25 protein-coding genes and 1 pseudogene are annotated in these 21,837 nt (G+C 64.8%); 8 read left to right on the top strand and 18 right to left on the bottom strand.

Translation table 11 applies throughout. The features are described 5' to 3' along the window. Positions 1-200 precede the first annotated feature (200 nt). The 7 genes from AB3X89_RS36575 to fliE form a co-directional block, all read right to left on the bottom strand. Positions 201-629 carry a hypothetical protein gene (locus AB3X89_RS36575; RefSeq protein ID WP_368587571.1) on the bottom strand — a complete coding sequence of 143 codons (429 nt, stop codon included), beginning with the start codon at positions 627-629 and terminating at the stop codon, positions 201-203. A gap of 8 nt (positions 630-637) precedes the next feature. Continuing rightward, complete coding sequence (locus AB3X89_RS36570; RefSeq protein ID WP_368587570.1) at positions 638-1,243, bottom strand: hypothetical protein; 606 nt, start codon at positions 1,241-1,243, stop codon at positions 638-640. Between the two features lie 604 nt (positions 1,244-1,847). After that, on the bottom strand, positions 1,848-2,216 hold the full coding sequence (locus AB3X89_RS36565; RefSeq protein WP_368587569.1) for an EscU/YscU/HrcU family type III secretion system export apparatus switch protein: 369 nt from the start codon (positions 2,214-2,216) through the stop codon (positions 1,848-1,850). Then, complete coding sequence (locus AB3X89_RS36560; protein ID WP_368587568.1) at positions 2,216-3,643, bottom strand: flagellar hook-length control protein FliK; 1,428 nt, start codon at positions 3,641-3,643, stop codon at positions 2,216-2,218. Before AB3X89_RS36560 ends, AB3X89_RS36565 begins: the two co-directional genes overlap by 1 nt. A gap of 106 nt (positions 3,644-3,749) precedes the next feature. Further along, entirely contained in the window at positions 3,750-4,076 is a 327-nt protein-coding gene (locus AB3X89_RS36555; RefSeq protein WP_368587567.1) for a flagellar protein FliT, read from the bottom strand. Then, complete coding sequence (gene fliS / locus AB3X89_RS36550) at positions 4,073-4,507, bottom strand: flagellar export chaperone FliS (protein ID WP_013090844.1); 435 nt, start codon at positions 4,505-4,507, stop codon at positions 4,073-4,075. Before fliS ends, AB3X89_RS36555 begins: the two co-directional genes overlap by 4 nt. 272 nt (positions 4,508-4,779) lie before the next feature. Beyond that, on the bottom strand, positions 4,780-5,115 hold the full coding sequence (gene fliE, locus AB3X89_RS36545; protein ID WP_368587566.1) for a flagellar hook-basal body complex protein FliE: 336 nt from the start codon (positions 5,113-5,115) through the stop codon (positions 4,780-4,782). Positions 5,116-5,352: 237 nt separating this feature from the next. Here fliE and fliF point away from each other — a divergent pair, with 237 nt between their 5' ends. From fliF to AB3X89_RS36510, 7 genes are all read left to right on the top strand, one after another. Further along, entirely contained in the window at positions 5,353-7,149 is a 1,797-nt protein-coding gene (gene fliF / locus AB3X89_RS36540; protein ID WP_368587565.1) for a flagellar basal-body MS-ring/collar protein FliF, read from the top strand. Beyond that, on the top strand, positions 7,139-8,134 hold the full coding sequence (gene fliG / locus AB3X89_RS36535; RefSeq protein WP_368587564.1) for a flagellar motor switch protein FliG: 996 nt from the start codon (positions 7,139-7,141) through the stop codon (positions 8,132-8,134). The genes fliF and fliG overlap by 11 nt, the downstream gene beginning before the upstream one ends. Further along, entirely contained in the window at positions 8,127-8,810 is a 684-nt protein-coding gene (gene fliH, locus AB3X89_RS36530) for a flagellar assembly protein FliH (RefSeq protein WP_368587563.1), read from the top strand. The genes fliG and fliH overlap by 8 nt, the downstream gene beginning before the upstream one ends. Then, positions 8,804-10,429 (top strand): flagellar protein export ATPase FliI, encoded by a 1,626-nt coding sequence (fliI, locus tag AB3X89_RS36525; protein ID WP_368587562.1) that lies wholly within the window; start codon positions 8,804-8,806, stop codon positions 10,427-10,429. Before fliH ends, fliI begins: the two co-directional genes overlap by 7 nt. A 17-nt stretch (positions 10,430-10,446) precedes the next feature. Beyond that, positions 10,447-10,896, top strand: coding sequence for a flagellar export protein FliJ (gene fliJ, locus AB3X89_RS36520; RefSeq protein ID WP_013090850.1), 450 nt, complete (start codon positions 10,447-10,449; stop codon positions 10,894-10,896). A gap of 61 nt (positions 10,897-10,957) precedes the next feature. Next, on the top strand, positions 10,958-12,490 hold the full coding sequence (locus tag AB3X89_RS36515; protein WP_368587561.1) for a flagellar hook-length control protein FliK: 1,533 nt from the start codon (positions 10,958-10,960) through the stop codon (positions 12,488-12,490). Positions 12,491-12,919: 429 nt separating this feature from the next. Beyond that, positions 12,920-13,951 carry a PIN domain-containing protein gene (locus tag AB3X89_RS36510; RefSeq protein WP_368587560.1) on the top strand — a complete coding sequence of 344 codons (1,032 nt, stop codon included), beginning with the start codon at positions 12,920-12,922 and terminating at the stop codon, positions 13,949-13,951. Positions 13,952-14,018: 67 nt separating this feature from the next. On the opposite strand, the gene AB3X89_RS36505 is transcribed toward AB3X89_RS36510, so the two are convergent. From AB3X89_RS36505 to AB3X89_RS36455, 11 genes are all read right to left on the bottom strand, one after another. Beyond that, on the bottom strand, positions 14,019-14,477 hold the full coding sequence (locus tag AB3X89_RS36505; RefSeq protein WP_368587559.1) for a hypothetical protein: 459 nt from the start codon (positions 14,475-14,477) through the stop codon (positions 14,019-14,021). Between the two features lie 160 nt (positions 14,478-14,637). Then, positions 14,638-15,666, bottom strand: coding sequence for a phage major capsid protein (locus tag AB3X89_RS36500; protein WP_368587558.1), 1,029 nt, complete (start codon positions 15,664-15,666; stop codon positions 14,638-14,640). A gap of 344 nt (positions 15,667-16,010) precedes the next feature. Next, a complete protein-coding gene (locus AB3X89_RS36495; protein ID WP_368587557.1) occupies positions 16,011-16,289 on the bottom strand; it encodes a hypothetical protein in 279 nt (92 codons plus the stop codon). A gap of 11 nt (positions 16,290-16,300) precedes the next feature. After that, entirely contained in the window at positions 16,301-16,462 is a 162-nt protein-coding gene (locus AB3X89_RS36490) for a hypothetical protein (RefSeq protein WP_368587556.1), read from the bottom strand. Positions 16,463-16,504: 42 nt separating this feature from the next. Further along, the gene (locus AB3X89_RS36485; RefSeq protein WP_368587555.1) at positions 16,505-16,906 is read right to left on the bottom strand and encodes a hypothetical protein; all 402 of its coding nucleotides are present in this window, start codon (positions 16,904-16,906) and stop codon (positions 16,505-16,507) included. Continuing rightward, positions 16,899-17,327, bottom strand: coding sequence for a hypothetical protein (locus tag AB3X89_RS36480; RefSeq protein ID WP_368587554.1), 429 nt, complete (start codon positions 17,325-17,327; stop codon positions 16,899-16,901). The genes AB3X89_RS36485 and AB3X89_RS36480 overlap by 8 nt, the downstream gene beginning before the upstream one ends. Continuing rightward, positions 17,324-18,133 carry a ParB N-terminal domain-containing protein gene (locus AB3X89_RS36475; protein WP_368587553.1) on the bottom strand — a complete coding sequence of 270 codons (810 nt, stop codon included), beginning with the start codon at positions 18,131-18,133 and terminating at the stop codon, positions 17,324-17,326. The genes AB3X89_RS36480 and AB3X89_RS36475 overlap by 4 nt, the downstream gene beginning before the upstream one ends. Further along, positions 18,130-18,426, bottom strand: a complete 297-nt coding sequence (locus AB3X89_RS36470; RefSeq protein WP_368587552.1) for a hypothetical protein — start codon at positions 18,424-18,426, stop codon at positions 18,130-18,132. Before AB3X89_RS36470 ends, AB3X89_RS36475 begins: the two co-directional genes overlap by 4 nt. Next, complete coding sequence (locus tag AB3X89_RS36465) at positions 18,423-18,809, bottom strand: hypothetical protein (protein ID WP_368587551.1); 387 nt, start codon at positions 18,807-18,809, stop codon at positions 18,423-18,425. Before AB3X89_RS36465 ends, AB3X89_RS36470 begins: the two co-directional genes overlap by 4 nt. A 267-nt stretch (positions 18,810-19,076) precedes the next feature. Next, on the bottom strand, positions 19,077-19,421 hold the full coding sequence (locus AB3X89_RS36460; protein ID WP_368587550.1) for a hypothetical protein: 345 nt from the start codon (positions 19,419-19,421) through the stop codon (positions 19,077-19,079). A 308-nt stretch (positions 19,422-19,729) separates the two neighbouring features. After that, positions 19,730-20,977, bottom strand: coding sequence for a tyrosine-type recombinase/integrase (locus AB3X89_RS36455; RefSeq protein WP_368587549.1), 1,248 nt, complete (start codon positions 20,975-20,977; stop codon positions 19,730-19,732). Between the two features lie 724 nt (positions 20,978-21,701). Between AB3X89_RS36455 and AB3X89_RS36450 the strand changes: the two are divergent. After that, positions 21,702-21,837: pseudogene (locus AB3X89_RS36450) on the top strand (IS256 family transposase); the annotation flags it as partial.

Below are 21,837 nucleotides of genomic sequence, written 5' to 3'. Positions count from 1 at the left end.
CCTTCTTGAACGCGATCGAGGCTGCCTGCACCGCTTCCGCCGTCATCGGACCCTTCACGAACTGATCGATGAGCTCCTCTGGAATCGCGGGCAGCTCAGGCGGGGGCGCAGACCCTGCTTTTGGTTTTGCTTGGCATACATGCTCCTTTGGGTACATGTTATGCCTTGAACACAAAATTTCTGACAGGCTCACTCACACCCTAGTATTTCCCTTCGAAGTCCTCGTCCAAATCACCAAGTTCCTTATATAGCGCAACGCCGCACAGCACTATGCAAAAGAGCAAGACAGGAATTAAAATCGAAAAGGCCTCCTCGCCTTTCCCGTTCATCTCCCAAGCAATAGAAATTCCAAAATAGGCAACAAGCAAACTAAAAGCCGCTAAATAAAACCGACCAAAGAGTGCACTTCGGCTTAACTTAGGAGCTCCCTTCAAAATACGACGCGCCTTTATAACTTGATAGATAAAAAACACTGCAACCAAAACCAAGAGCGGAACTAGTCTCCCCAAGACAGTTTTCCATTCCGCGTCCCTTGCAAGACCAACAACAACTGAAAAGACTGCCAATGATACGAGAGTTGGCACCCATTTCTGTAACTTCGAACAGGCAATCTTGCTTGCTTCTAACATTGCTCCACCTATTTCTTCGTAATCACGTTCTGGACGGTGCCTGCCGAATTCTGAATAACTTTATTCGCCCAAACACCGGCAGGTCCCGGAACTATAGCTTGCGCGGCATATCCCGCAACCGTCGTAACAGCCGCCAGACCTGTAGGTAGATCAGGTCTATTGCCCGTAGCCGCCGACGTACCAAATGCAGAAGTCGCATTAACGAGCGCATTATAACTGCCAGCCGCAACGATGCCTCCTTTACTCATCGCGGCGACACTCTCATTACCAATGGCCAGTGGGCCGAAAACACCGCCAATTAAACCCGTAACATATGATTTCCCAACATTAGGCTTGTCAGCCGAAAGACCAATCATGTAATTGGCAGCATCACTAGTAAGATCCAGTAAAGCAACTATACCTGCGGATATTATCGCGTCAGGACCAAGAAAGCCCAACGCAAGAGTACCCGCGACATACGGTGCTTGCGCTTTCATGTTGTCCGAAGCTGTCTGAGCAATTGCCCCCTGTGCGCCAATCACCGCATTGAGCGTCGCATCACTGCACTGCGCTCCCGCTCCACACGCCTGCGATAGCAGGTCCTTCTTCTTCTGATGAAGCATCTGGTTGTACAACTCGACGTTCGACGCCGTGGCCGCGCCTGCGGTGCCGCCGACGAGTACACCTCCGACGCCCGCCGCTACGTTCGCAGCGAGGTTGCCGAGCAGTTCCGAGCCCGTTTCTGATGCTACACCCTTCGAAAGGCTCTCAAGCTGTCCCGCCAGCTTCGACGACAGGCCCGCCCCGGCCGCACCACCGATAGCCCCGAACGCGCTGCCGCCACCAAGGCCACCAATCAGCGCACCGCCCGCCGCGTGTAACAGCGCGCGGTTGTCGCCACCCTCAGCCCAGGCTGCGGCTGTGGCAGCGTCACCCGCGTCCTTTGCCGCTTTCTCTTTCGCTTCGGCATAACGATATCGAAATCCGCCTCGCCGATCAGGACCTGTCGCCGCGTTTCGTTGATCTCTGAGTTCGGCTCGCTATTCCCGCTTTTGCGGGGTTTGTTCCTGCGAAAAGGCCCGCGCCGCAGCCGGGCCTTTCCTACGTCACGCGAGGATCCACCGATTGCGATGGCACAGGGTCAACGCCAAGAGACCGACAAGAAGGCAAGAAAAGGCCAACACCGCAAGAACAAAAACAAAAAAGAGCCCCGCCCTGCAAAAGGGCAATCCCGCACCGTCAATGATCCACAGCGCCCGTGCCGCCAGGCACATCAGTAGCAACGACATCCACCACATCCTGCGGGCCAGCGCTCCCCCCCTCATGAGCCGTCTCTACATCGGCCCCGCTCTCGAGCCGATGCAACCAGGCCAGCAACTCGGCAACAGCCTGATAAAGCTCCGGAGGAATCCGCGCATCCAGATCGACTTGCATCAACAGCGACACCATCTCGGGCGCTTCGTGCACATACAGCCCTGCTTCCTTCGCGCGCTGCACGATCATGTCGGCAAGCAGCCCATACCCCTTCGCGACCACACGCGGCGCGGGCTCCCCGCCATGAGCGTCATAAACGAGCGCAGCCGCGCTGCGACGATGGGTGCGGCTCATCAGATATCCCAATCGAAGTCGTCGCGCGGAGCGGTGCTCGCCGCCGCCGACTCGGTTACAGCCGCCGACGCCGACCGTGCATACGCGCCCGCCGCCTGCGCCCCAGCCGCCGAGGCGCCAGCCGCAGCAGCACCTGGCGCACCGCCGCCAATCTCCCGAATCGTCAATCCCTGCAACTCGATCCCGGCCGCCGCGAGCCGCTGACGAAAACCGTCCCCCTGCGTCGCGAGCCGCGCGGCGCCCCGCGGGCTCGCCTGCACGCGCGCGCTCAGCCGCGTGCCGACCAGCGTCAGCTCGGCATCGACGGTGCCGAGCGACGGCAGCGACAGCGTCAGGCGCGTGCGCCACGGCTGATCGTCCTCGCTCGCGAGGCCGCCGCCGCTGCGGTCCCATTCGTCACCATCCTGCTCGATGGTCCAGTCCAGACGCGCGCCGGGCCACGCCTCGCCGGTCCAGCGAAACTGTCCGGTCGCAAGCAGATCGAGCTGCTGGCGCACGAGCGGCACCGTCGCCGGATGCACCGCCGCCGCCATCGCCTGCGCGCTCTGCGATGGACCGGCATCGGCCGCCTGCGACGCCGCGCCGTGCGGCGCCGTATGCGTGGACTGGCCGTTCAGATCGGACACCGAACTGGCCAGCAGCTCGCCCGCGACGAGGCGCGCGGCCTGCGCGGTCAGGATCGACGGCATCGCGTGCGAGGCAGGGTTGTTGTCGGCAGCGTTCGGCGTGCCAGCCGGTGTGCCGTTCGGTGTGCCGGTCGGCGCGCCGCGTGGCGTCGCCTCGGAGGCTCCGTTCGCCGAAGCGGACCGCGTGCTCGCATCGCCAGCGTCGGCGCTCCAGCCGGGGGGCAATTGAGAATCTGCGACGAGCTGATTCTGTGCCTCGTTCGCCAGTTGAGCCGGCGAACGCTGGCCGACCAGCCACGCCGCGAGATGCGCCTCGTAGAACAGGCCGCTGTCAGCCACTGTCTTTTGCAGCGCGGCCGCGAGCGCCGCGACCGGCACTTCGGTGGCCGCCACGCTCGCGGTGGTAGCCGCGGTTGCGTTGGCAGCAGCGTTGGGGTTGGTATTGATATTCGCGGAAGCGGCGGAATCGCCAGTAGCGGCGCCCGCATTGGTCAGCGGCAAGCTCTCGATGGCGACGTCGAGCGCCGGCGCGGCCGCCCAGATCGGCTCGCGGCCGAGCACCGCCGGTGTCGCCTCGCCGCCCGAGTGCGCGATCGCATTCAGCGTCAGCGCGACAGCCGACAGCGCGGTTTGCGCGGACGACTGCGGCGCGGGCGTCGCGTTCGCTGGCGCCGCGGGAACCTTGGTATCGACGCCGGCTGCGCCGGTCTGCGAGGTGGTCGCGGTGCCCGGCGCGATGTTGAGCAGGCTGTCGATCCGGCTCGACAGCACCGAAGCGAGGGCCGAATCGATTCCGTTCATACCGGTTCCTTGGTCGCATCGGCGGCAACGCGCGCGATGCTCTGATTGCTGCGATCCTTCAGATGCGCACGGTGTGGCGCCTGCTCACCCGCGTGCCCGCGCGCACTCAGCGCGCCCCGTACAGCTCCTTGAGCACACGCGTCGGCCGGCCGGCGAACAGCGCCGACAGATGCGCCATGGTCGGATTCGCGAGGTCGCGGATCGCGGCGTCGTCGGCGAGGATCTGGCGGATCAGCGCGTACTTGCGCAGGCGCTCGGCCTCGTCGAGCTTGACGCCCACGTCGGCTTCGCGCAGCGCTTCGACCAGATGCCGATACTCTTCCTGCAAGTGCACCAGGTCGTCCCACAGTGCACGGCGGGCCGCGATCAGCATGCGGCAGGACAGCGCGGCGACCGCTTCATAGCGGGCAAAATATTCTGCGTTCGATGTCATCTCAGGCTTTCCGCGGCTGGCTGTGCCGCCATCCGCGCGATCTCCGGGGCAATCCCGATCCATGCCTCTTCGAGCGTCGCGAGCAGTCGGTCCACTTCCACGAGCATCGCCTCGCTCTGATTGATATTGGCTTGCAACAGCCGACGCGCCATATAGTCGTACAACGCATTGAGCCGTTCGGCGATTTCGCCGCCTACCTCGAGGTTGAGCGACGCCTGCAGCCCGCTTTCGATGATCCGGATCGCCTTGCTGATCGCCATGCCACGCTCTGCCACGTTGCCCTGCTGCAAATGCAGGCGGCTTTGCGCGATCGCCTGGCGTGCACCCTGGTACAGCAACACGATCAGACGATGCGGACTTGCGCCCATCACGGATGTCTCGATACCGACACGCGCGTACGCGTTGGCTCCAGCGTGTCCTTGGGAAAACATCGGCGCTCCTCCTCTGATACTGGCTGCGGTTAAGTCGTGGCGTGGCCGCGCTGGCGCGTCGCCGCGCCAATCGCTGACATGTAATTTGGTTATCGGATGCGCGACGACAAAGCTTTAGTCCGGTGCAAAGAGGATCGAAAGCGCCGCTGGGCGGGCACGGAAGACGCGGCGCGAAGCCGTCGGCGCAAGCGCCGGCAGCGGCTTGCCGGATCGTCGGACGGGACTCATGCGGACCTTCGGGCAATCCTTCATGCAGTCCCAGGCGATCCCGCTCAGATCGACATCTGCGCGATGTCGTTGTACGCGGCGACCAGCTTGTTGCGCACCTGCAGTCCGAACTGGAAGCCGACGTTCGCCTTCTGCATATCGACCATCACGTCGTTCAGCGACACATTGGACGCGCCGAGTTCGAACGCCTGCGACTCACCGATCGCCTTCTGCTGGTCGCTGCTGATCTTGTCGAGCGAGGCCTTCAGCGCCGCCGCGAAGTTGGTCGGCGTCGCCGCGCCGGATTGCTCCGCCACGGGGCTCGCGCCGCCGGCCGCCTGCGCCGCCATCGCCTGCATCTGTTGCAGCGCCGACGATAGCGCGTTCACGGGCATGGTCATATTTTTCTCCGTTGGATAGGCGATCGGAGCACCGGAAGGTGTATCGATCTGGACGAAAGCATAGCAGCGGCCCCCCGCGGAAAGTCCCGAAACTAGGGGGGAAACCCGGCTCTATTCAAGCAATCGGGTTGAGCGGCGCTGCGGATAATTTCAAAGGTGAAAGTCTCTGTCCGTCCGCCGAGCCCCGGCGCGGCATCACGGCAGAACGCCAAGGCATCCCCCGGAGAAACCCGACGCATGGATTCGTCAGCCAACTCGTTGATCAACCCCGACGCCCGCATGGGGCTCGCCGGCGCGCAGCCCGCAGCCGCTCAGACCGCGAGCGGCCCGGCCGGCGGCACGGCCGACCTCGGTGGCCTCGGCGGCCTAGGAGGTCTCGGCGGCAATTTCGGCCAGCGTCTGTCCGGACTCGCGCAGATGCGCGGCAACCCGCGCGCCCCGCTCGTGTTCGCGGTCGCGCTGCTGGTGGCGGTCGTCGCCGGTCTGTTCCTGTGGTCGCGCGCGCCTAGCTACAAAGTGCTCTACAGCAATCTGTCCGACCGCGACGGCGGCTCGATCATCGCCGCGCTGCAGCAGGCCAATATCCCGTACAAGCTGTCCGAAAGCGGCACCGCGGTCCTCGTGCCGGCCGAGCAGGTCCACGAGACCCGCCTGCGCCTCGCCTCGCAGGGACTGCCGAAGAGCGGCTCGGTCGGCTTCGAGCTGATGGACAACCAGAAGTTCGGCATCAGCCAGTTCGACGAACAGATCAACTATCAGCGCGCGCTCGAAGGCGAACTCGAACGCACGATCGGATCGATCTCGAGCGTCAAATCGGCGCGTGTGCACCTCGCGATTCCGAAGCCGAGCGTATTCGTGCGCGACAAGGAACCGCCGTCGGCGTCGGTGCTCGTGAACCTGTACCCGGGCCGCGTGCTCGACGAAGGGCAAGTGGTCGCGATTACGCACATGGTGGCGTCGGCGGTGCCGCAAATGCCGGTGCGCGGCGTGACGATCCTCGACCAGGACGGCAACCTGCTCACGCAGCCAACCAACGGCAGCGGCCTCGATGCGACCCAGCTGAAGTTCCGCCAGCAGATCGAACGCAACACGCAGCAGCGCATCGACACGATCCTCGCGCCGCTGTTCGGCGCCGGCAACGCGCGCTCGCAGGTCAGCGCCGACATCGACTTCTCGCACAGCGAGCAGACTTCGGAGAAGTACGGCCCGAACGCCAATCCGCAGGACGCTGCGATCCGCAGCCAGCAGACGAGCAGCGCCACCGAAATGTCGCAGGGCGGCGCCTCGGGCGTGCCGGGCGCGCTGTCGAACCAGCCGCCGCAGCCGGCCTCCGCGCCGATCGTGGCCGGCAACGGCGCGAGCTCGGTGAGCACGACGCCGATCAGCGATCACAAGGATTCGACCACCAACTACGAGCTCGACAAGACCGTGCGTCACATCGACCAGCCGATGGGCGGCATCCGCAGGCTGACGGTCGCGGTGGTCGTCAACTATCTGCGGGTCGTCGATCCGAAGGGGCACGTGACGATGCAGCCGGTCAGCGCCGACAAGCTCGCGCAGATCACGCAGCTCGTGAAGGACGCGATGGGCTACGACGCGTCGCGCGGCGACTCGGTCAACGTGGTCAACAGCGCGTTCACCACCGACCTCGATCCGAACGCCGACCTGCCGTGGTGGCGCACCCCGGACATGCTCGCGATCTACAAGCAGATCGCGACGTACCTCGGCATCGGCGCGGTGGCCCTGTTCCTCTACTTCGTGATGGTGAAGCCGGCGCTGCGCCGCGCCTTCCCGCCGCCGCCCGAGCCGGTGCCCGCGTTGATGTCGCCCGACGAGCCGGTGCTGCTCGACGGCATCCCGGCCGAGGAGCGCGATGGCGCGGTGGTCGAAATCGAAGCGGATAGCGAGAAGCTCGCGCTCGAAAACGCGAAGCACAAGTACGAGCGGAACCTGGAGTTCGCGCGCAACATCGCGCGTCAGGATCCGAAGATCGTAGCAACCGTCGTCAAGAACTGGGTGTCCGATGAGCGCTGAAGGCGTAGTGAAGAGCGCGCTGCTGCTGATGTCGATCGGCGAGGAAGAGGCGGCGCAGGTGTTCAAGTTTCTGGGCCCGCGTGAGGTCCAGAAAATCGGCGTCGCGATGGCCGCGCTGAAAAACGTCACCCGCGAGCAGATCGACGAGGTGCTGCAGGAGTTCGTGCGCGAGGCCGAGCAGCACACCGGCATGTCGCTCGATTCGAGCGATTACATCCGCTCGGTGCTGACCAAGGCGCTCGGCGACGACAAGGCCGGCGCGATCATCGACCGGATCCTGCAGGGCAGCGACACGAGCGGCATCGAAGGCCTGAAGTGGATGGACTCGTCGGCGGTCGCGGAACTGATCAAGAACGAGCATCCGCAGATCATCGCGACGATCCTCGTGCATCTGGACCGCGATCAGGCCTCGGAGATTGTGTCGTGCTTCCCGGAGCGCCTGCGCAACGACGTGCTGCTGCGGATCGCGACGCTCGACGGCATCCAGCCGGCCGCGCTGCGCGAGCTCGACGACGTGCTGACCGGCCTGCTGTCGGGCAGCGACAACCTGAAGCGCAGCCCGATGGGCGGCATCCGCACGGCGGCCGAGATTCTGAACTTCATGTCGAGCAACCACGAGGAAGGCGTGATCGAGAACGTGCGCCAGTACGACGCGGAGCTCGCGCAGAAGATCATCGATCAGATGTTCGTGTTCGAGAACCTGCTCGAACTCGAAGACCGCGCGATCCAGCTGCTGCTGAAGGAAGTCGAATCCGAGGCGCTGATCATTTCGCTGAAGGGCGCGGCGCCCGCGCTGCGTCAGAAGTTCCTGTCGAACATGTCGCAGCGCGCGGCCGAGCTGCTCGCCGAAGACCTCGACGCACGCGGCCCGGTGCGCGTGTCCGAAGTCGAAACGCAGCAGCGCCGCATCCTGCAGATCGTGCGCAACCTGGCCGAGAGCGGGCAGATCGTGATCGGCGGCAAGGCGGAAGACGCATATGTCTGATTCGAACGCCCCGGCAAAGGACAGCCTCTCGGCTTACCAGCGCTGGGAGATGGCGTCGTTCGACCCGGCCCCGCCGCCGCCCCCGCCGGCCGAGCCCGAGTTCGACGAGCGCGCGTTCGAAGCCGAACTGGAGCGCCGCCGCGAAGCCGCGCATGCGCAGGGCGTCGCGTCCGGTCACGTGGCCGGCCAGGCGCTCGGCTATCAGGCAGGCTACGACCAGGGGCATGCGCAGGGTTTCGCGCAGGGCCAGACCGAGGCGCGCGAGGAAGCCATGCGGCTCGCCGCGCTCGCCGAAACCTTCAAGACCGCGCTCGATGGCGCGCAGCACGCGATCTCCGAAACGCTGATCGCACTCGCGCTCGACATCGCGCAGCAGGTCGTGCGCCAGCACGTGCAGCACGACCCAACCGCGTTGATCGCGGCCGCGCGCGAGGTGCTCGCGGCCGAGCCCGCGCTCTCCGGCGCGCCGGCGCTGATCGTGAGTCCCGCCGATCTGCCGGTGGTCGAGGCGTATCTGCTCGACGAATTGCAAACGCGCGGCTGGACCGTGCGCACCGATGCAGCGGTGGAGCGTGGCGGTTGCCGCGCGCAGGCCGGCACCGGTGAGGTCGACGCGGGCATCGACACGCGCTGGCAGCGCGTCGCCGCCGCGCTCGGCAAGGTGAGCACGTGGTGAAGCCGACACTCGACGAGATCCGCGCGAGCGACCTGACGCCGCTCGAACGCGAGCTCGCGTTGGCGTCGTTCGGCGCCGAGGCGCTGGCCGATGTCGAGTCGGCCGGTTTTCCGGAGCCACCGGATGCGGCATGGCACGCTCCCGCGACTGCGCATCCGGCGACAGGCGCGGCGGTGAGCCGCGAGTCCGCCGCGACGGACCACGCCGCTCACGCCCCGCACGCACCGTCCTACGATCCCGCGCTCGACATCAATCCGCACGTGCAGGCATGGCGCGGCCAGCTCGACGCGCTGCGCGCGCGCAACGCGATCGCCAAGCCGCTGCGCGCGTGCGGACGTCTGACGCGCGCGGCCGGTCTGGTGCTCGAAGCGGTCGGGCTGCGTCTGTCGGTCGGCGCCGAAGTGATGATCGAGCTGCCGCCCGGCAGTTCGCTGCCGATGGCCGAAGCCGAAGTGGTCGGCTTCTCCGGCGACAAGCTGTTCCTGATGCCGACCACCGAAGTGATCGGCCTGTTGCCCGGCGCGCGCGTGTTTCCGCTCGAAAGCGCGCCGATCGCCGACCCGCTCGCCGGCGCGAAGCGTCTGCCGGTCGGCTGGGAATTGCTCGGCCGCGTGCTCGACGCATCGGGCCGTCCGCTCGACGGGCTCGGCCCGCTCGGCACGCAAACCGATGCGCCGCTATCCGCGCCGGTCATCAATCCGCTCAATCGCGAGCCGATTCACAAGGTGCTCGACGTCGGCGTGCGCGCGATCAACTCGCTCTTGACCGTCGGCCGTGGTCAGCGCATGGGGCTGTTCGCGGGTTCGGGCGTCGGTAAATCGGTGCTGCTCGGCACGATGGCGCGCTACACCAGCGCCGAGGTGATCGTGATCGGCCTGATCGGCGAACGCGGCCGCGAAGTGAAGGAGTTCATCGAACAGATTCTCGGCGAGGAAGGTCTGGCGCGCTCGGTCGTGATCGCCGCGCCGGCCGACGTGTCGCCGCTGCTGCGGATGCAGGCCGCCGCGTACTCGACCTCGCTCGCCGAATACTTTCGCGACCAGGGCAAGCACGTGCTGCTGCTGATGGATTCGCTGACCCGTTACGCGATGGCGCAGCGCGAGATCGCGCTGGCAATCGGCGAGCCGCCCGCCACCAAGGGCTATCCGCCGTCGGTGTTCGCGAAGCTGCCGGCGCTGGTCGAGCGCACCGGCAACGGACCGGCGGGCGGCGGCTCGATCACCGCGTTCTACACGGTGCTCACCGAAGGCGACGACCAGCAGGACCCGATCGCCGACTCGGCGCGCGCGATTCTCGACGGCCACATCGTGCTGTCGCGCTCGCTCGCCGAAGCCGGCCACTACCCCGCGATCGATATCGAAGCGTCGATTAGCCGGGCAATGACCGCGTTGATCGACGATAACCATCTGAATAAAACGCGTATGTTCAAGCAGATGCTGTCGCGCTATCAGCGCAACCGCGATCTGATCAACGTCGGCGCCTATTCGGCCGGGCGCGACGCGCTGCTCGATCGCGCGATCGCGCTGTATCCGCGGATGGAAGCGTTCCTGCAGCAAGGCTTTCGCGAGTGCGCGAACTTCCAGCCGAGCATCGACATGCTGAACGCGCTGTTTGCTTAGGGCCGAGGAGGCTGACGATGTCGAAACACTTCCCGATCAAGACGCTGATCGGTCTCGCGCAGGACGACGTGGACGCCGCCGCGCAGCGGCTCGGCCGCGCGCAGCGCGAGCGCAACGACGTACAGGCGCAACTCGATGCACTCGTGCAGTACCGCAACGAATACTACGCACGCTTCACCGAGAGCGCGCAGTCGGGCATGCCCGCCGGCAACATGCGCAACTTCCAGGCGTTCCTCGACACGCTCGACGGAGCGATCGAGCAGCAGCGCAACCTGCTCGCGGCGGCGAGCGCGCGCGTCGAGATGGCGAAGCCCGACTGGCAGCGCCAGAAGCAGAAGCTCGGCTCGTATGAAGTGCTGCAGGCACGCGGCGAGGCGGCCGAGGCGAAGGTTGCGGCGCGGCGCGAACAGCGCGACGCCGACGAATTCGCGGCGCGAAGTCTGCGCATGCGAGCCGACGGCGCGTGAGGCCTCGCCTCACGGTTAATGCCCGACGGCACACCCGTTTGACCGATTCACAGGATTCTTTATGTCGCTTCTTTCACAGATCGGTTCGCAACTGAGCACGCTGCTCGACGCGAGCAGCAATGGGTCGAGCAACGCAGCCGCGAACGCCGCCAGCTCGACCCCGTTCGCGCAGACCTTGCAGCAAAGCATCGACCAGCAGAACAGCGCGAATCAACAGCAAACCAGTTCAGCGACGGCATCGCAAGCCTCGGCACCGCGCGCGCCCAGCGGACCCAGCGCGCCCGCGCCCGCGCCCGCTCCTTCGCGGCAGAGCGCGAGCAGCAGCCAGAACGCCAGCGGCACGACGAGCAACGCGTCGAGCAGCAGCGCGTCATCGTCGTCCACTACGTCGACCACGCCCACGCAGCAGGCATCGAACAGCCAGTCGACCACGACGCAGACGAAGCAGCAAGACACCAAGGCGCAGACCGACGCCGGCGCGCTCGCCGCCGCGGCGGCTGCCGCCCAGGCGCAAGCGCAAGCGCAGGCACAGGCCCCCGTCAACAACGCCGATGCGAACGCGACCACCGCGACCGATGCCGCAAGCTCCGCGGCCGACGCGGTGAGCGCGCTGGCCGGCACGGCCACGAGCGCGCTCACGGCCGCCACGGCGAGCGGGAAAGGCGCGGTCGATCCGAAGTCGCTGCAGGATGCGTTGCAAAGTGCGCTGTCCGCGCTATCGAGCGGCCAGGGCGCGGTGCCTGGGGCGGCGCTCGCAAGCGGCGCGGCTGCGAAAGCCGCGAGCGTATCGAGCGCGGTACGCGGCCTTAGCAACCCGAAAAACGACCTGAACGGCACCGCGGACGACAAGACGCCCAGCACCGGCAAGGGCGCCTCGACCACCCATACGACGCCGGCGACCGCAGCGGCCGCCGCGACCGCGCTGGCCGATCCATCGACAGCGAAGTCGGCCGCCGACGCAATGAGTGCCTCGGCCGCGACGAACGGTCAGGCGGACAACGTTGCATCGGCGCGCAGCGCGTCCGAGGCGGCGAACACCGCGCTGGCCGCGGCGCAAGCGGCAGCGAACGCCGCCAGCACGACGGCGGCGGTGCAGACCACCGGCAACGCGAGTGCTGCCGCCGCCGCGAACGCGTTGACGCCGCAGGTCGGCACGAGCGCGTGGGAAGAAGCGTTGAGCCAGAAGGTGGTGTTCTTGTCGAATGCGCATTCGCAGAGTGCTGAGCTGACGCTCAATCCGAAGGATCTGGGGCCGTTGCAGGTCGTGTTGCAGGTGGCGGATAACCATGCGCATGCGCTGTTCGTGTCGGAGCACCAGTCGGTGCGGGAGGCAGTGGAGGCGGCGTTGCCGAAGCTTCGCGAGGCGATGGAGTCCAATGGGATTGGGCTTGGCAGTGCCAGTGTGAGTGATGGGTTTGCCCGGCAGAGCGGGCAACAGCAGCAGCAGAGCGCTGGCGCGGGTGGGGGGAATGGGAAGGGAGGCGGTGGTGGTAGTGGTGGCTCCCTTGCAGGGGACGGCTCGGGGGACTCCAGCGATGCCATCGCTAATGTTGCCGTGCGGCAGCAGGTTGGATTAGTCGATACGTTTGCCTAGAGCGAGGCGGGCGCTTCTTTTTCGTTGTTCTGGCTTTCTTGGCCTTTCCTTGCTTTGTTATCGGTCTATTGGCGTTGCCCCTGTGCGGGGCGGCACCTACTTTCTTTGCTGCTGCAAAGCAGCGAGTCGGCCGCTGAGCCCCGTGCGGCGGGATTTTCGAGGAAAATCAGGCCCCGTACCCCCACTCGTACATACACCGTAATTTTCAGAAAACCCCTTCGAGGCGGAATTTTTTAAAATTCGCGTGTGGGCTTCGTGGGCCTCGGGGTACCCGACCCTACGGGTAGGCAGCGCGAGCCGCACAACGGCCCGATTTCGGGCCTCACTGCGCCGGCTCGGCGGTGTCCGCCTTGGGTGGCGCGGCGAACGGCGGCGAACGCGGGCCGGTACACCGTAGAATCCTGCGGTTCCCACGGAGAGAAGAAAGGCATGGCAATTCGGCTATTGGTTGATACCTGCGTCTGGCTCGACCTTGCGAAGGACTATCGCGAGCAGCCCGTCGTCAGCGCGCTCTCAGATCTGGTCGAGGGCGGCGAAGTTGAACTGATCGTGCCGCAACAGGTGCTGGACGAATTCGATCACAACAAGGCCCGCATCATCGACGAAGCGCGGCGCGGCCTGCAATCGCATTTTCGGCTGGTGAGGCAGGCCGTCAACCGCTTCGGTGACGACGCGCGCAAGGGTGACCTGCTCGCTGGCCTGAACGAGGTCGACCACCGGATCGGCGTCGATGGCGATGCGGTGGGCGAATCGATCGAGCGTATCGACCGACTTCTGCGCCGCGCTCCGGCGCTCGCGACCAGTGATGCCATCAAGCAGCGCGTCACCGAGCGGGCGCTTGCAAAGAAGGCCCCTTACCACCGCTCAAAGAACAGCGTGGGCGATGCCATCCTTGTCGAGATTTACGCTGACCTGACGGGGGCGGCGACAGAAGACGCGCCCTGCGCATTCATTACCCACAACACCAAGGACTTCAGCGACGCGGGCGGTGACTTCCGTAAACCGCACGCCGACCTCGCGAGCTTCTTCGAAGCGCCGAAGTCGTCCTACTGGATCTCGATGGTCGAGTTCCTGAAAGATCACAGCCCCGATCTACTCGGTGACCATGACTTCGAGTTCAACTATTCGCAGGAGGCTCGGCGCCTGTCCGAGATCCTTGAAGCGGAGCATCTGCTGTTCCGGCAGGTCTGGTACAACCGCCACTGGAATCGGCGCATCGAGATTGACGAGGGGAAGCTCCATGTGGTGTCCGAAAAGGACTATGACCGCAATACCTATCGTGCGGATCAAGTGCTTGACACGATATGGGCAGGCGCACTCGCTGCCGCCAAACGAACAGAAGACGAAGTGGGTATCGAGAATCTCGGCCCGTGGAGCGACTTCGAATGGGGAATGATTAACGGCAAGCTATCCGCCCTCCGCTGGATTCTAGGCGACGAGTGGGACATGCTCGATACCTGATTCGAACGTCCACGCTATTCCCCGAGTGGCGGCTCGGCCAACCAGCTTTGAGCCGATGATCGAAGCCCTACCCCGGCAGCGTCCACGACGAGGACCCGAAGGCTTTGTGCTTGTCCACGCGCAGGCGCTCGGCGGCTGCATGGATCGCTGTCCATGCGAAGCCTGCCGCCAGCGCCGCCTGCTTCACCTCGCCGCCCGAGCGTGGGCCGTCCGCGAGCAGGCTGCGCAGGAACGCATCGGCCCTCGCGCGCTTCGCGGCCTGCGAGCCGAACTTGGCCTTGGGTTGAACTGCCTTTGTTTCGATCGGGCGATCCTCGTCCGCATCTTCGTCGTCCCGGCTCCACTCGCCCTTGTGCTCAACGGGCGCGGTGGTGAAGTCGGCGGGAGGCGCATGGCGTGCACGCATTGCCTCGACGATCAGATCGCCGGCCAGGCGCTCGGGCGTCTCGCCCTCGCTCCGCGCGTACTGCAACAACTGTTGCCGCACGCCGTTGGTCGTCCACGCGATGAGAGGGGTGAAGGCCATGCCCGTGCTCCGTAGGAAAGGGCCGCCACACCGGGACCGAACCGGCGCGGCGGCTGTACCGCAGTTGCCGCTTGTCTGCCCGGGAGCGGCACCCGTGGAGTACGCCGCGCGAAAGCATGGATGACCCCCGCGAAGCGCTGCAGCCTTTACGTTGAAGTCTTCACGGCGCGGGCGGCGTCAGGCTCACCGACACGATGCCGTTCAGATCGTACAGCGCGAGCAGCAGCCGGCACTCGGCCAGCAGCGTGACCATGTTGCGCCGGAAGTTGTCGCTGTCCTCGCGGCTTACCTCGACCGTAGGCGTCTGCCGCTCCAGCAGCGCACCGATCGAAGAGTCGAACACGAGAACCTGACCCGCCGGAATCGCGGACCCCGCCACGAGGTTCAGGCCGATGCGCTGCGCGAGGTCGGCGTCGAACAGGTACTCGCCCGTCGAGGTCTTCATCGTCAGCAGCGCGATATAGTCGCCAGTGTTCAGCGCGGCGGTCGTGGCCGTGCGTCCCTGATCGTCGATCTCGGCGCGCGCGTGCAAAACCGCATCTGCGAGGTTATCGGCGGTCACGACAAGGGGCGGCGCGAGCGTCACGAGTTGAGTGCCGAGGCTCGCATCGACCTTGCGCGCGAGGCCCGCGAGCAGCACCGAGTTGATGAACGCCTCCAGCCCCGCCGAATCGTCGAGTACCTGCAACGAGGTCAGGATCCAGTGCGCCCACGTATCGACCGTCTCGTTCTTCAGCGTCGCGACGATCGAGGACTGCGCCTTGAGGTCACCCTCGGCGGCCTGCTTCGCGGCCTGATTGTCGATGCCGCCCACGCCGATCTGCGGGTAGACCGCAGCGCTCGCCTCGAAAGGCACGTGCGGGAAGGCGTTGATCAGGCGCGGCACGTACTGGTAGCCCATGCTCAGGGGAGGGCTTGCGGCGGTGCCCATCTGCGCGGTCGTGATGCTGCTCGCCTTGATGAAGCTCGGCACGTCGATCTTGCCGCTACGGCCCGAGCGGTCGAAGGCCGGGCGGTCGAACGCCTTCGTGAACGCCGCGCCCGGGGATGCAATCGCGCTGCCAGAACGTCCGCCTTCGTCGCGCCCCGCGATCTTCTGCTGCAGGTCGATCATGTCGATCTTCAGCGCGTCGATGTCGTGGCGGTGCTTCGTGAATGCCTCGTCGAGCGCACGCTTGATTTCACTCATGTCCATTTTCGGAACTCCGATCAATTCTTCCGTCGGCCACTTCGATCGTCCGCTTCAGGTACTGCATCGCGCAGTGAGCGCACGCGCGGCCAGCGCGGGACCTTCACACCGGGCGCATCGCATCTCGCGCGCCCCGGCACGAGCCGGATTTCGCCGTTGAGCATCGGGGGCACAGGAGCGACCCCCGGTCATCAATGTGCAATTTTGAAAATAAAAGAGAGAGTGGGGTGTTCGGCGGATCGCTTTTCCACTTCTGACCCGCCCCTCCCGCGCCGCCATCGCCTCGGGCGCAACAGTTGTTGCGATGTCGCAAGCGTATGCAACGCCGCGAGGCGAGGCAAGCACTATTGCGTTCGACGCAGGGCGCGCACGACGCTGCGGCCTTCGCCGTCGACCTCGTAGAGCGCGTACTGGATCTGGCCACCGCCGAGCACTACCACGGAGACGGCACCTTTGCCGTCCGCCAGCACCGCGAGGCTGCCGCCGCGCGCCTCGATCGACTCAAGCTGCTGACGCGTCTCGGCGTCGAATGACTGGCGTGCAGCAGCGAGCAGGTGGCTCGCGCGGGCACTCAGGCGCTGCACAACATGGGCTTCGGCTTCGTTGACTGCTTCATCGTTCATGGCTTGCTCCTTCACTTCGATGTTGATGGGATACCGTTGCGCAGCGCGATCGCTGTTGTCGGGTATTGCTTCAGGTCTGCCTCCTTGAACGTTGCTTTTCGTCGGCCCTCGCAGACCACGAGCGCCGGAACCCTTGCACCCCTCTCTTCTCTTTTCACTTCGGGATAACTCATGGCTTTACCGCTAAATGCGGATGAACTCCCGATTTTTTACCGCTAAACTTTTTCGTCCTCTGTGTTTGCGGTCAACTCATGCTTTACCGCTAAATTTTCGTTAGCGGTTAAGTCATGCTTTACCGCTACGCGTTGCGACAGGCGCTCGAAATTGACGCGGATTCGACGCCCTCGCTTGCCACCGCGCACGACTGGATCGATGAAAAAAACGAGCCCATCCCTTTCGAATTCCTTGAGAATCTTGAGCACTGTTGGCTTGCTGCAATGCGCCTCACGTCCGAGCAGTTCTGCGCCCGGCCAGCACATGCGCTCGATGTCCATGTGATCGATCAGCACGCCGTAGATCACGCCGCGTCGATGATCTTCAAACGGGTACTGGCGCAACTGTCGCCGCGCGAGGTGGTGAAGTCTGAGCGTCGCGTAATTCGGCACCTTGTCATCCACGGCTGGCCCCCTCCGCGATGCTCACGCGCGCGACCGCGATGCGCAGGCGTTCGTGCTCGGTGGGCGTGACAGAGCCACGGCGCAGGATCGCACCGACGACGATCAGCACTTCGAGCAGTTCGCGGTTGATGGTGCCGAGCGTCTGCAAGGCGTTGAACCGACGCTTCACGGGCTTCGACGAGTGCACGCCATCGGCGCGCGGCGGGAACAAGGCCGAGAGGTCGAGGCCGACCGCGCCGGCGATATCCGCGACCGCGCACTCGTTGCGAAAGCAACGAAGCAGCACCACGCCTTCGCTCGTCTCCGTGATTGCGAGCACGGTCGCGTTCGTCGAACCGCACACAGGGCAACGCGCCCTCCAGCGGCCCGGTCCACAGGCACGAACACTTTCGAGCCGGTCGAGCAGAGCGGCGGCGCTCATGACGGACCTCCTGCGCTGGCCCTGAACGTGTCGAGCGCCTTGCTGATCCTGTCGATCACGCGCTTGACGTTTGCGACGACATACGGGTCTTTCGCGTACCTGCCGAGCTTGTCGATCTCGGCGACGAAGACGCGGTCGAGTTCCTTGCGGTGCGTATCGAAGCTCGCATAAAACTCGCGCAGCGGATTACGTACCGCTTCGGGCGGGATGACGCGCTCGACAACGGGCGGCGGCAGCTTCTGCTTCGCGGGCTTGCTGGCGGGCGGCGGCCGTACAGTGAACAGATCAACGCCGAGTACATCGACGGCGGCCTGCCTGAAGATTCTGGCTTCGGTCTGCGGTTTCGCGGACTTCAGCTTCCTCGCGGGTTGCCGGCGTCCCTTCGTGTCGGTGCGCGTGGCTACGTTAGCCACGTCGCCGGTCTTCTCCAGATTCGCTCGCACCTTGCCGACCGTGGTGTGATGCACGCCGAGATCGGCAGCAATCGCACGGTCGGAACGTTCGGGCGAGTCGATCAGCCTGCCTGCGATTACCGCGCGCCGTTGTTCGTCGGTCAGGTGGCGGCGGTCAGCGTTCAGCCTGCGCGCGAGCGTCATCTTCTGTTCTTCGGTCAGTCCTTCGCGGACTTCCCGCGGGCAATCGATGCCGAGCGCGGCGGCGATCTTCGCGCGATGGTGTCCGTCGATGATTGCGCCGTTTTCATCAACGACAATCGGAACCTGAATCCCGAACGTGTCGATGCTTGATTCGAGCGACGCGTAAACGGCAGGAGGCAACGGCGGCAGGAGTTGATAACGCTCGCTCATACGACCTCCTTCGCGCGGTTCGTGTGATACGTGCAGAGTCCATCGGCCCAGCGCTCAGCGCTGAACCAGACGTAGGCCTCGCTGTATCCACGACCCCCGCTCAGCGGCCGCGTGCATCGCGTGCCCTTCGTCGTGCGCGCGTGACACCGGCACATGCAACCAGCGTCACGCCACGCGCTCAAGATCGCGGCAATCAGATCGTCATTCGGCGCGCAGTACTTTTCGATGCTCGCGCGCAATTCCGCCATCTCGACGGGCGAGAGCGGCGGCATGAGTTGATAGGGGGCGTTCATGCCGGCCACCCGCAGCGCATCCCTTGCAGCGACGCGACGAGCGACGCCGCCGCCCGCTCGATTGCGGCGCGTTGCTGTGCGTCGAGATCATCGAGTGCAGCGATGTCGAACGCGACGAACTCCAGTTCAAGCTTCAGCAGCGAATCGAGCAGGCGCAGAGCGGGGCGCGCTGCGCGACCGCGACCGCCGACCGGGGCCTTCCTGATTGCCCGCAGGCGCGCTTCCATCTCGCCCGCATCCTCCAGCGCGAGGATCGCTTCGAACTCGGCCTTCGGAACGCGCGCGAGTTTGATCCACTCGTGCACCTGCTTGCGGGTGATGCCGCAGCGCTTGAGCAATTCGGCCCGGGTTTCGGGCCGTTCCTCCGGGGAACGCCTCATCATGACGCCCCCCGCATCGCTTGCGCGCGCGAGCGCTTCGGACTACGATCGGCGCTGCTTACACGCAGGTCCTTTCCATTGCCCGCCACCTCCCGGCGGGCTTTTTCTTGCCGTCCCATCACAGCCTCCAATCAGTTGCGTGCGCAACTTAAGCGCACAGGCGATAGCGGGCCGGGCCTCTCGGCTCGACCTCTCGTGTCCTCTTTCGCGATTTTTTAGTCGCCCGACGAACGCGGGCTTGGAGATGCTGCGGGTGCTGCGGGGATTACGCTACGCGGACTGCGCCTCGCGGGCCTTCTTCAGCACCCACGCGTGGATATCGGCGATCAGGTAGTTGTCGCAATGCGCGCCGACCTTGAACGGACGCGGGAAGTCCGGGTCGGCGGCCTCGATGCGCTTGACGGTCATCCAGCTAACGCCGAGGATGCGGCCGGCGCCGTGGCGATCCGTGACGAGCGTTTCGAGCGGCTCCACCGGTACGGCGCGCGAAGGCAGCTTGTATGCCTTCTGCGCCTCGGGTTGCTGCCCATCTGCGCGCTGCTCGTCCGCACGCGGATGCTTGCGGGGGCGACCCGGGCCGCGCTTGGGCTTGGCCGCTTCAATCTGTTCGTTCATGACTCCCTCCGTGTTGTTTGAGGGAATCTAATCCGTCGCGTGGCTCCATTTCAAGAGGGTCGCGCGATCACCGGCCAGCCGTTGCCTTCACTTGTTGGCAATCCTTGATATCTGATCTTTCGCGCCTGCCTTATCAGACGGACATCAGCGCGCAGCGGCGTCCGAAATGATGACGCACAAAAAAATTTTTTAAAGACGTGCGCGTTTCCAATTGAAGTTTTCAAAACTCGGAAGCAAAGACGCCTGCGCGATGGCAGGCGTCTTATGGAGCAGCGAGGCTTGGCGCGTCTATGCGCAGCACGGCACGATCATGCTGCCGCCTCCGACTTCGTGCGGTCCGTTGACGCCACGTTGCCGCCGTCGAGGAAGCTCGCCCACTGCTGCATGAGCGGCGTGCGGTCCTTGAAAAAGCGCGTGCGCTCGTATGCCTTCTGGTCGTCGTCACGCGAGTCATGCGCAATCAGGCTTTCGCTCACGCGCTCGTTCGCCTTCGCGCATTCGACCGCCCACGTGCGCAGGCTTGAGCGCAGGCCGTGGATGCTGGCTGCCTCCTTCGGGTAGCCAAGCTCGCGCAGCAGGTCACGCTGCACCGAGTTGCTGATCTCTTTTCCCCGGCGCTCGCCGTTGAACAGGCGGTCGTCATCGCGATGCTCGCCGGGGAGCGCCTTGAGCAACGCGATCGCCTGCTCACTGAGGGGCACCCAGTGTTCAATCTTCGCCTTCATGCGTTCAGCAGGGATGCGCCACACCCGCTCCTGAAGATCGATCTCCTTCCACGTTGCGCCGCTGCCTTCCTTCGAGCGCACGCCCGTGAGCATCAGGAATTCAACGAGGCGAGCCACGTCGCCTTCAGCGGCGCGCAGCTTCGTGGCGAAGCCGGGCATCTCGCGCCAGTCGATCGACGCGCGATGGCTCGTGCGGCCCTCCGGGGTCGTGAGCACCTGTTCAAGGTGCCCGTCAAAGCGCGCGGGATTGTCGCCCGAGCGATACCCCTTGGTCTTCGCCCAGTCGAGGACCGTCTCAATGCGCTGGCGAAGTGCTACGCCCGTTGCGTGCTTCGTCTCCCACAACGGTTCGATCACCCGCAGCACGTCCTCGGTTCCGATATCGCGCACCAGCATCCGGTGCAGCGGCTTCGCGTGCAGCCGGATCGAACTCTCCCACGCGACGAGGTTGCTCGTCGACCATTTCACCTTGCGCAGGTCGATGTACTTCGCAGCGGCGTCCGCGAATGTGATGCGCCGCTCGGCCTCGTGCCGCGCGAGCTTGCGCGCATTGGTCTTCTGAGAGAGCGGGTCGATACCTCCCGCCCTGAGCTTGCGGTGCTCGTCGGCCTTCTCTCGCGCCTTGGCGAGCGATACGACCCGCGCCGAGCCGAGACCGATCCATGTCTCGCGCCCGTGCAGCTTGTAGCGAAAGAGCCAACTTGCTGCGCCGGACGGCGTGCGTTGCAGATACAGGCCGTTTCCGTCAGCTACGTGCCCGGCGGTCTTGGCGGGCGGGTTGTCGATGAGTTCCTTGACCTTGGTGGCGGTCAGGCGTTCGATGTGTCGCATGGGTTCTCCGGTGAAACGCCGCAAGCCGGCTGGCCGGCGGCGCCCCGCCGTACATACACTTTTAAATACGCCACTTGGCGTACAGGCTTGTGTGGGCTTGAGCGGGGCTGTGTGGAGAATATTACCGCAAACCCTTGCTGGGCGCGGCTTCTAGCCGAACAGACCTGTTCAACCACACACAGAGAATACCCTGCTTCGCTTTCTGCTGCAAAGAAAGTAGGCAAAGAAGACAGCTCAAACCGCAAGCTCATAAGCGGGTCCCCTGGCTTGGCAGGGGTAGTGGTGCATCTGGAATCCGTGCCCCCGCACATTCCCCGTTCGTGACAAAGCCATCATCCTTCCCACTCCGCACTACGTGCGTCGCGGACGGGTCTGCCTGGGAAGCCAATGGTTTGGCCCGCGCAGCGGGGCCGTTGGCTGCGCCTCGGCGATGCGCTGAAACAACCGGTGATTTTGGAGCGGGGCTTCGGCGCGCATGGCGCCGCCGGAAGAATGACTGCCTTGTCACTAGCGCGGAATGTGCGAGAGCACGGATTCCAGATGCACCACTACCTCACGCACACCGAGGGACCCGCTTAAGAGTTAGCGGTTTGAGCTGTCTTCTTTGCCTACTTTCTTTGCTGCAGCAAAGAAAGTAGGTGCCGCCCCGCACAGGGGCAACGCTAATAGAGAGCCTGTCAGAAATTTTGTGTTCAAGGCATAACATGTACCCAAAGGAGCATGTATGCCAAGCAAACCAAAAGCAGGGTCTGCGCCCCCGCCTGAGCTGCCCGCGATTCCAGAGGAGCTCATCGATCAGTTCGTGAAGGGTCCGATGACGGCGGAAGCGGTGCAGGCAGCCTCGATCGCGTTCAAGAAGG

The organism is Paraburkholderia sp. BR14320 (assembly GCF_040948665.1).
In the GTDB taxonomy this organism is placed as follows: Bacteria; Pseudomonadota; Gammaproteobacteria; order Burkholderiales; family Burkholderiaceae; genus Paraburkholderia; species Paraburkholderia youngii.
This window is presented reverse-complemented; position numbering and strand designations above follow the sequence as displayed.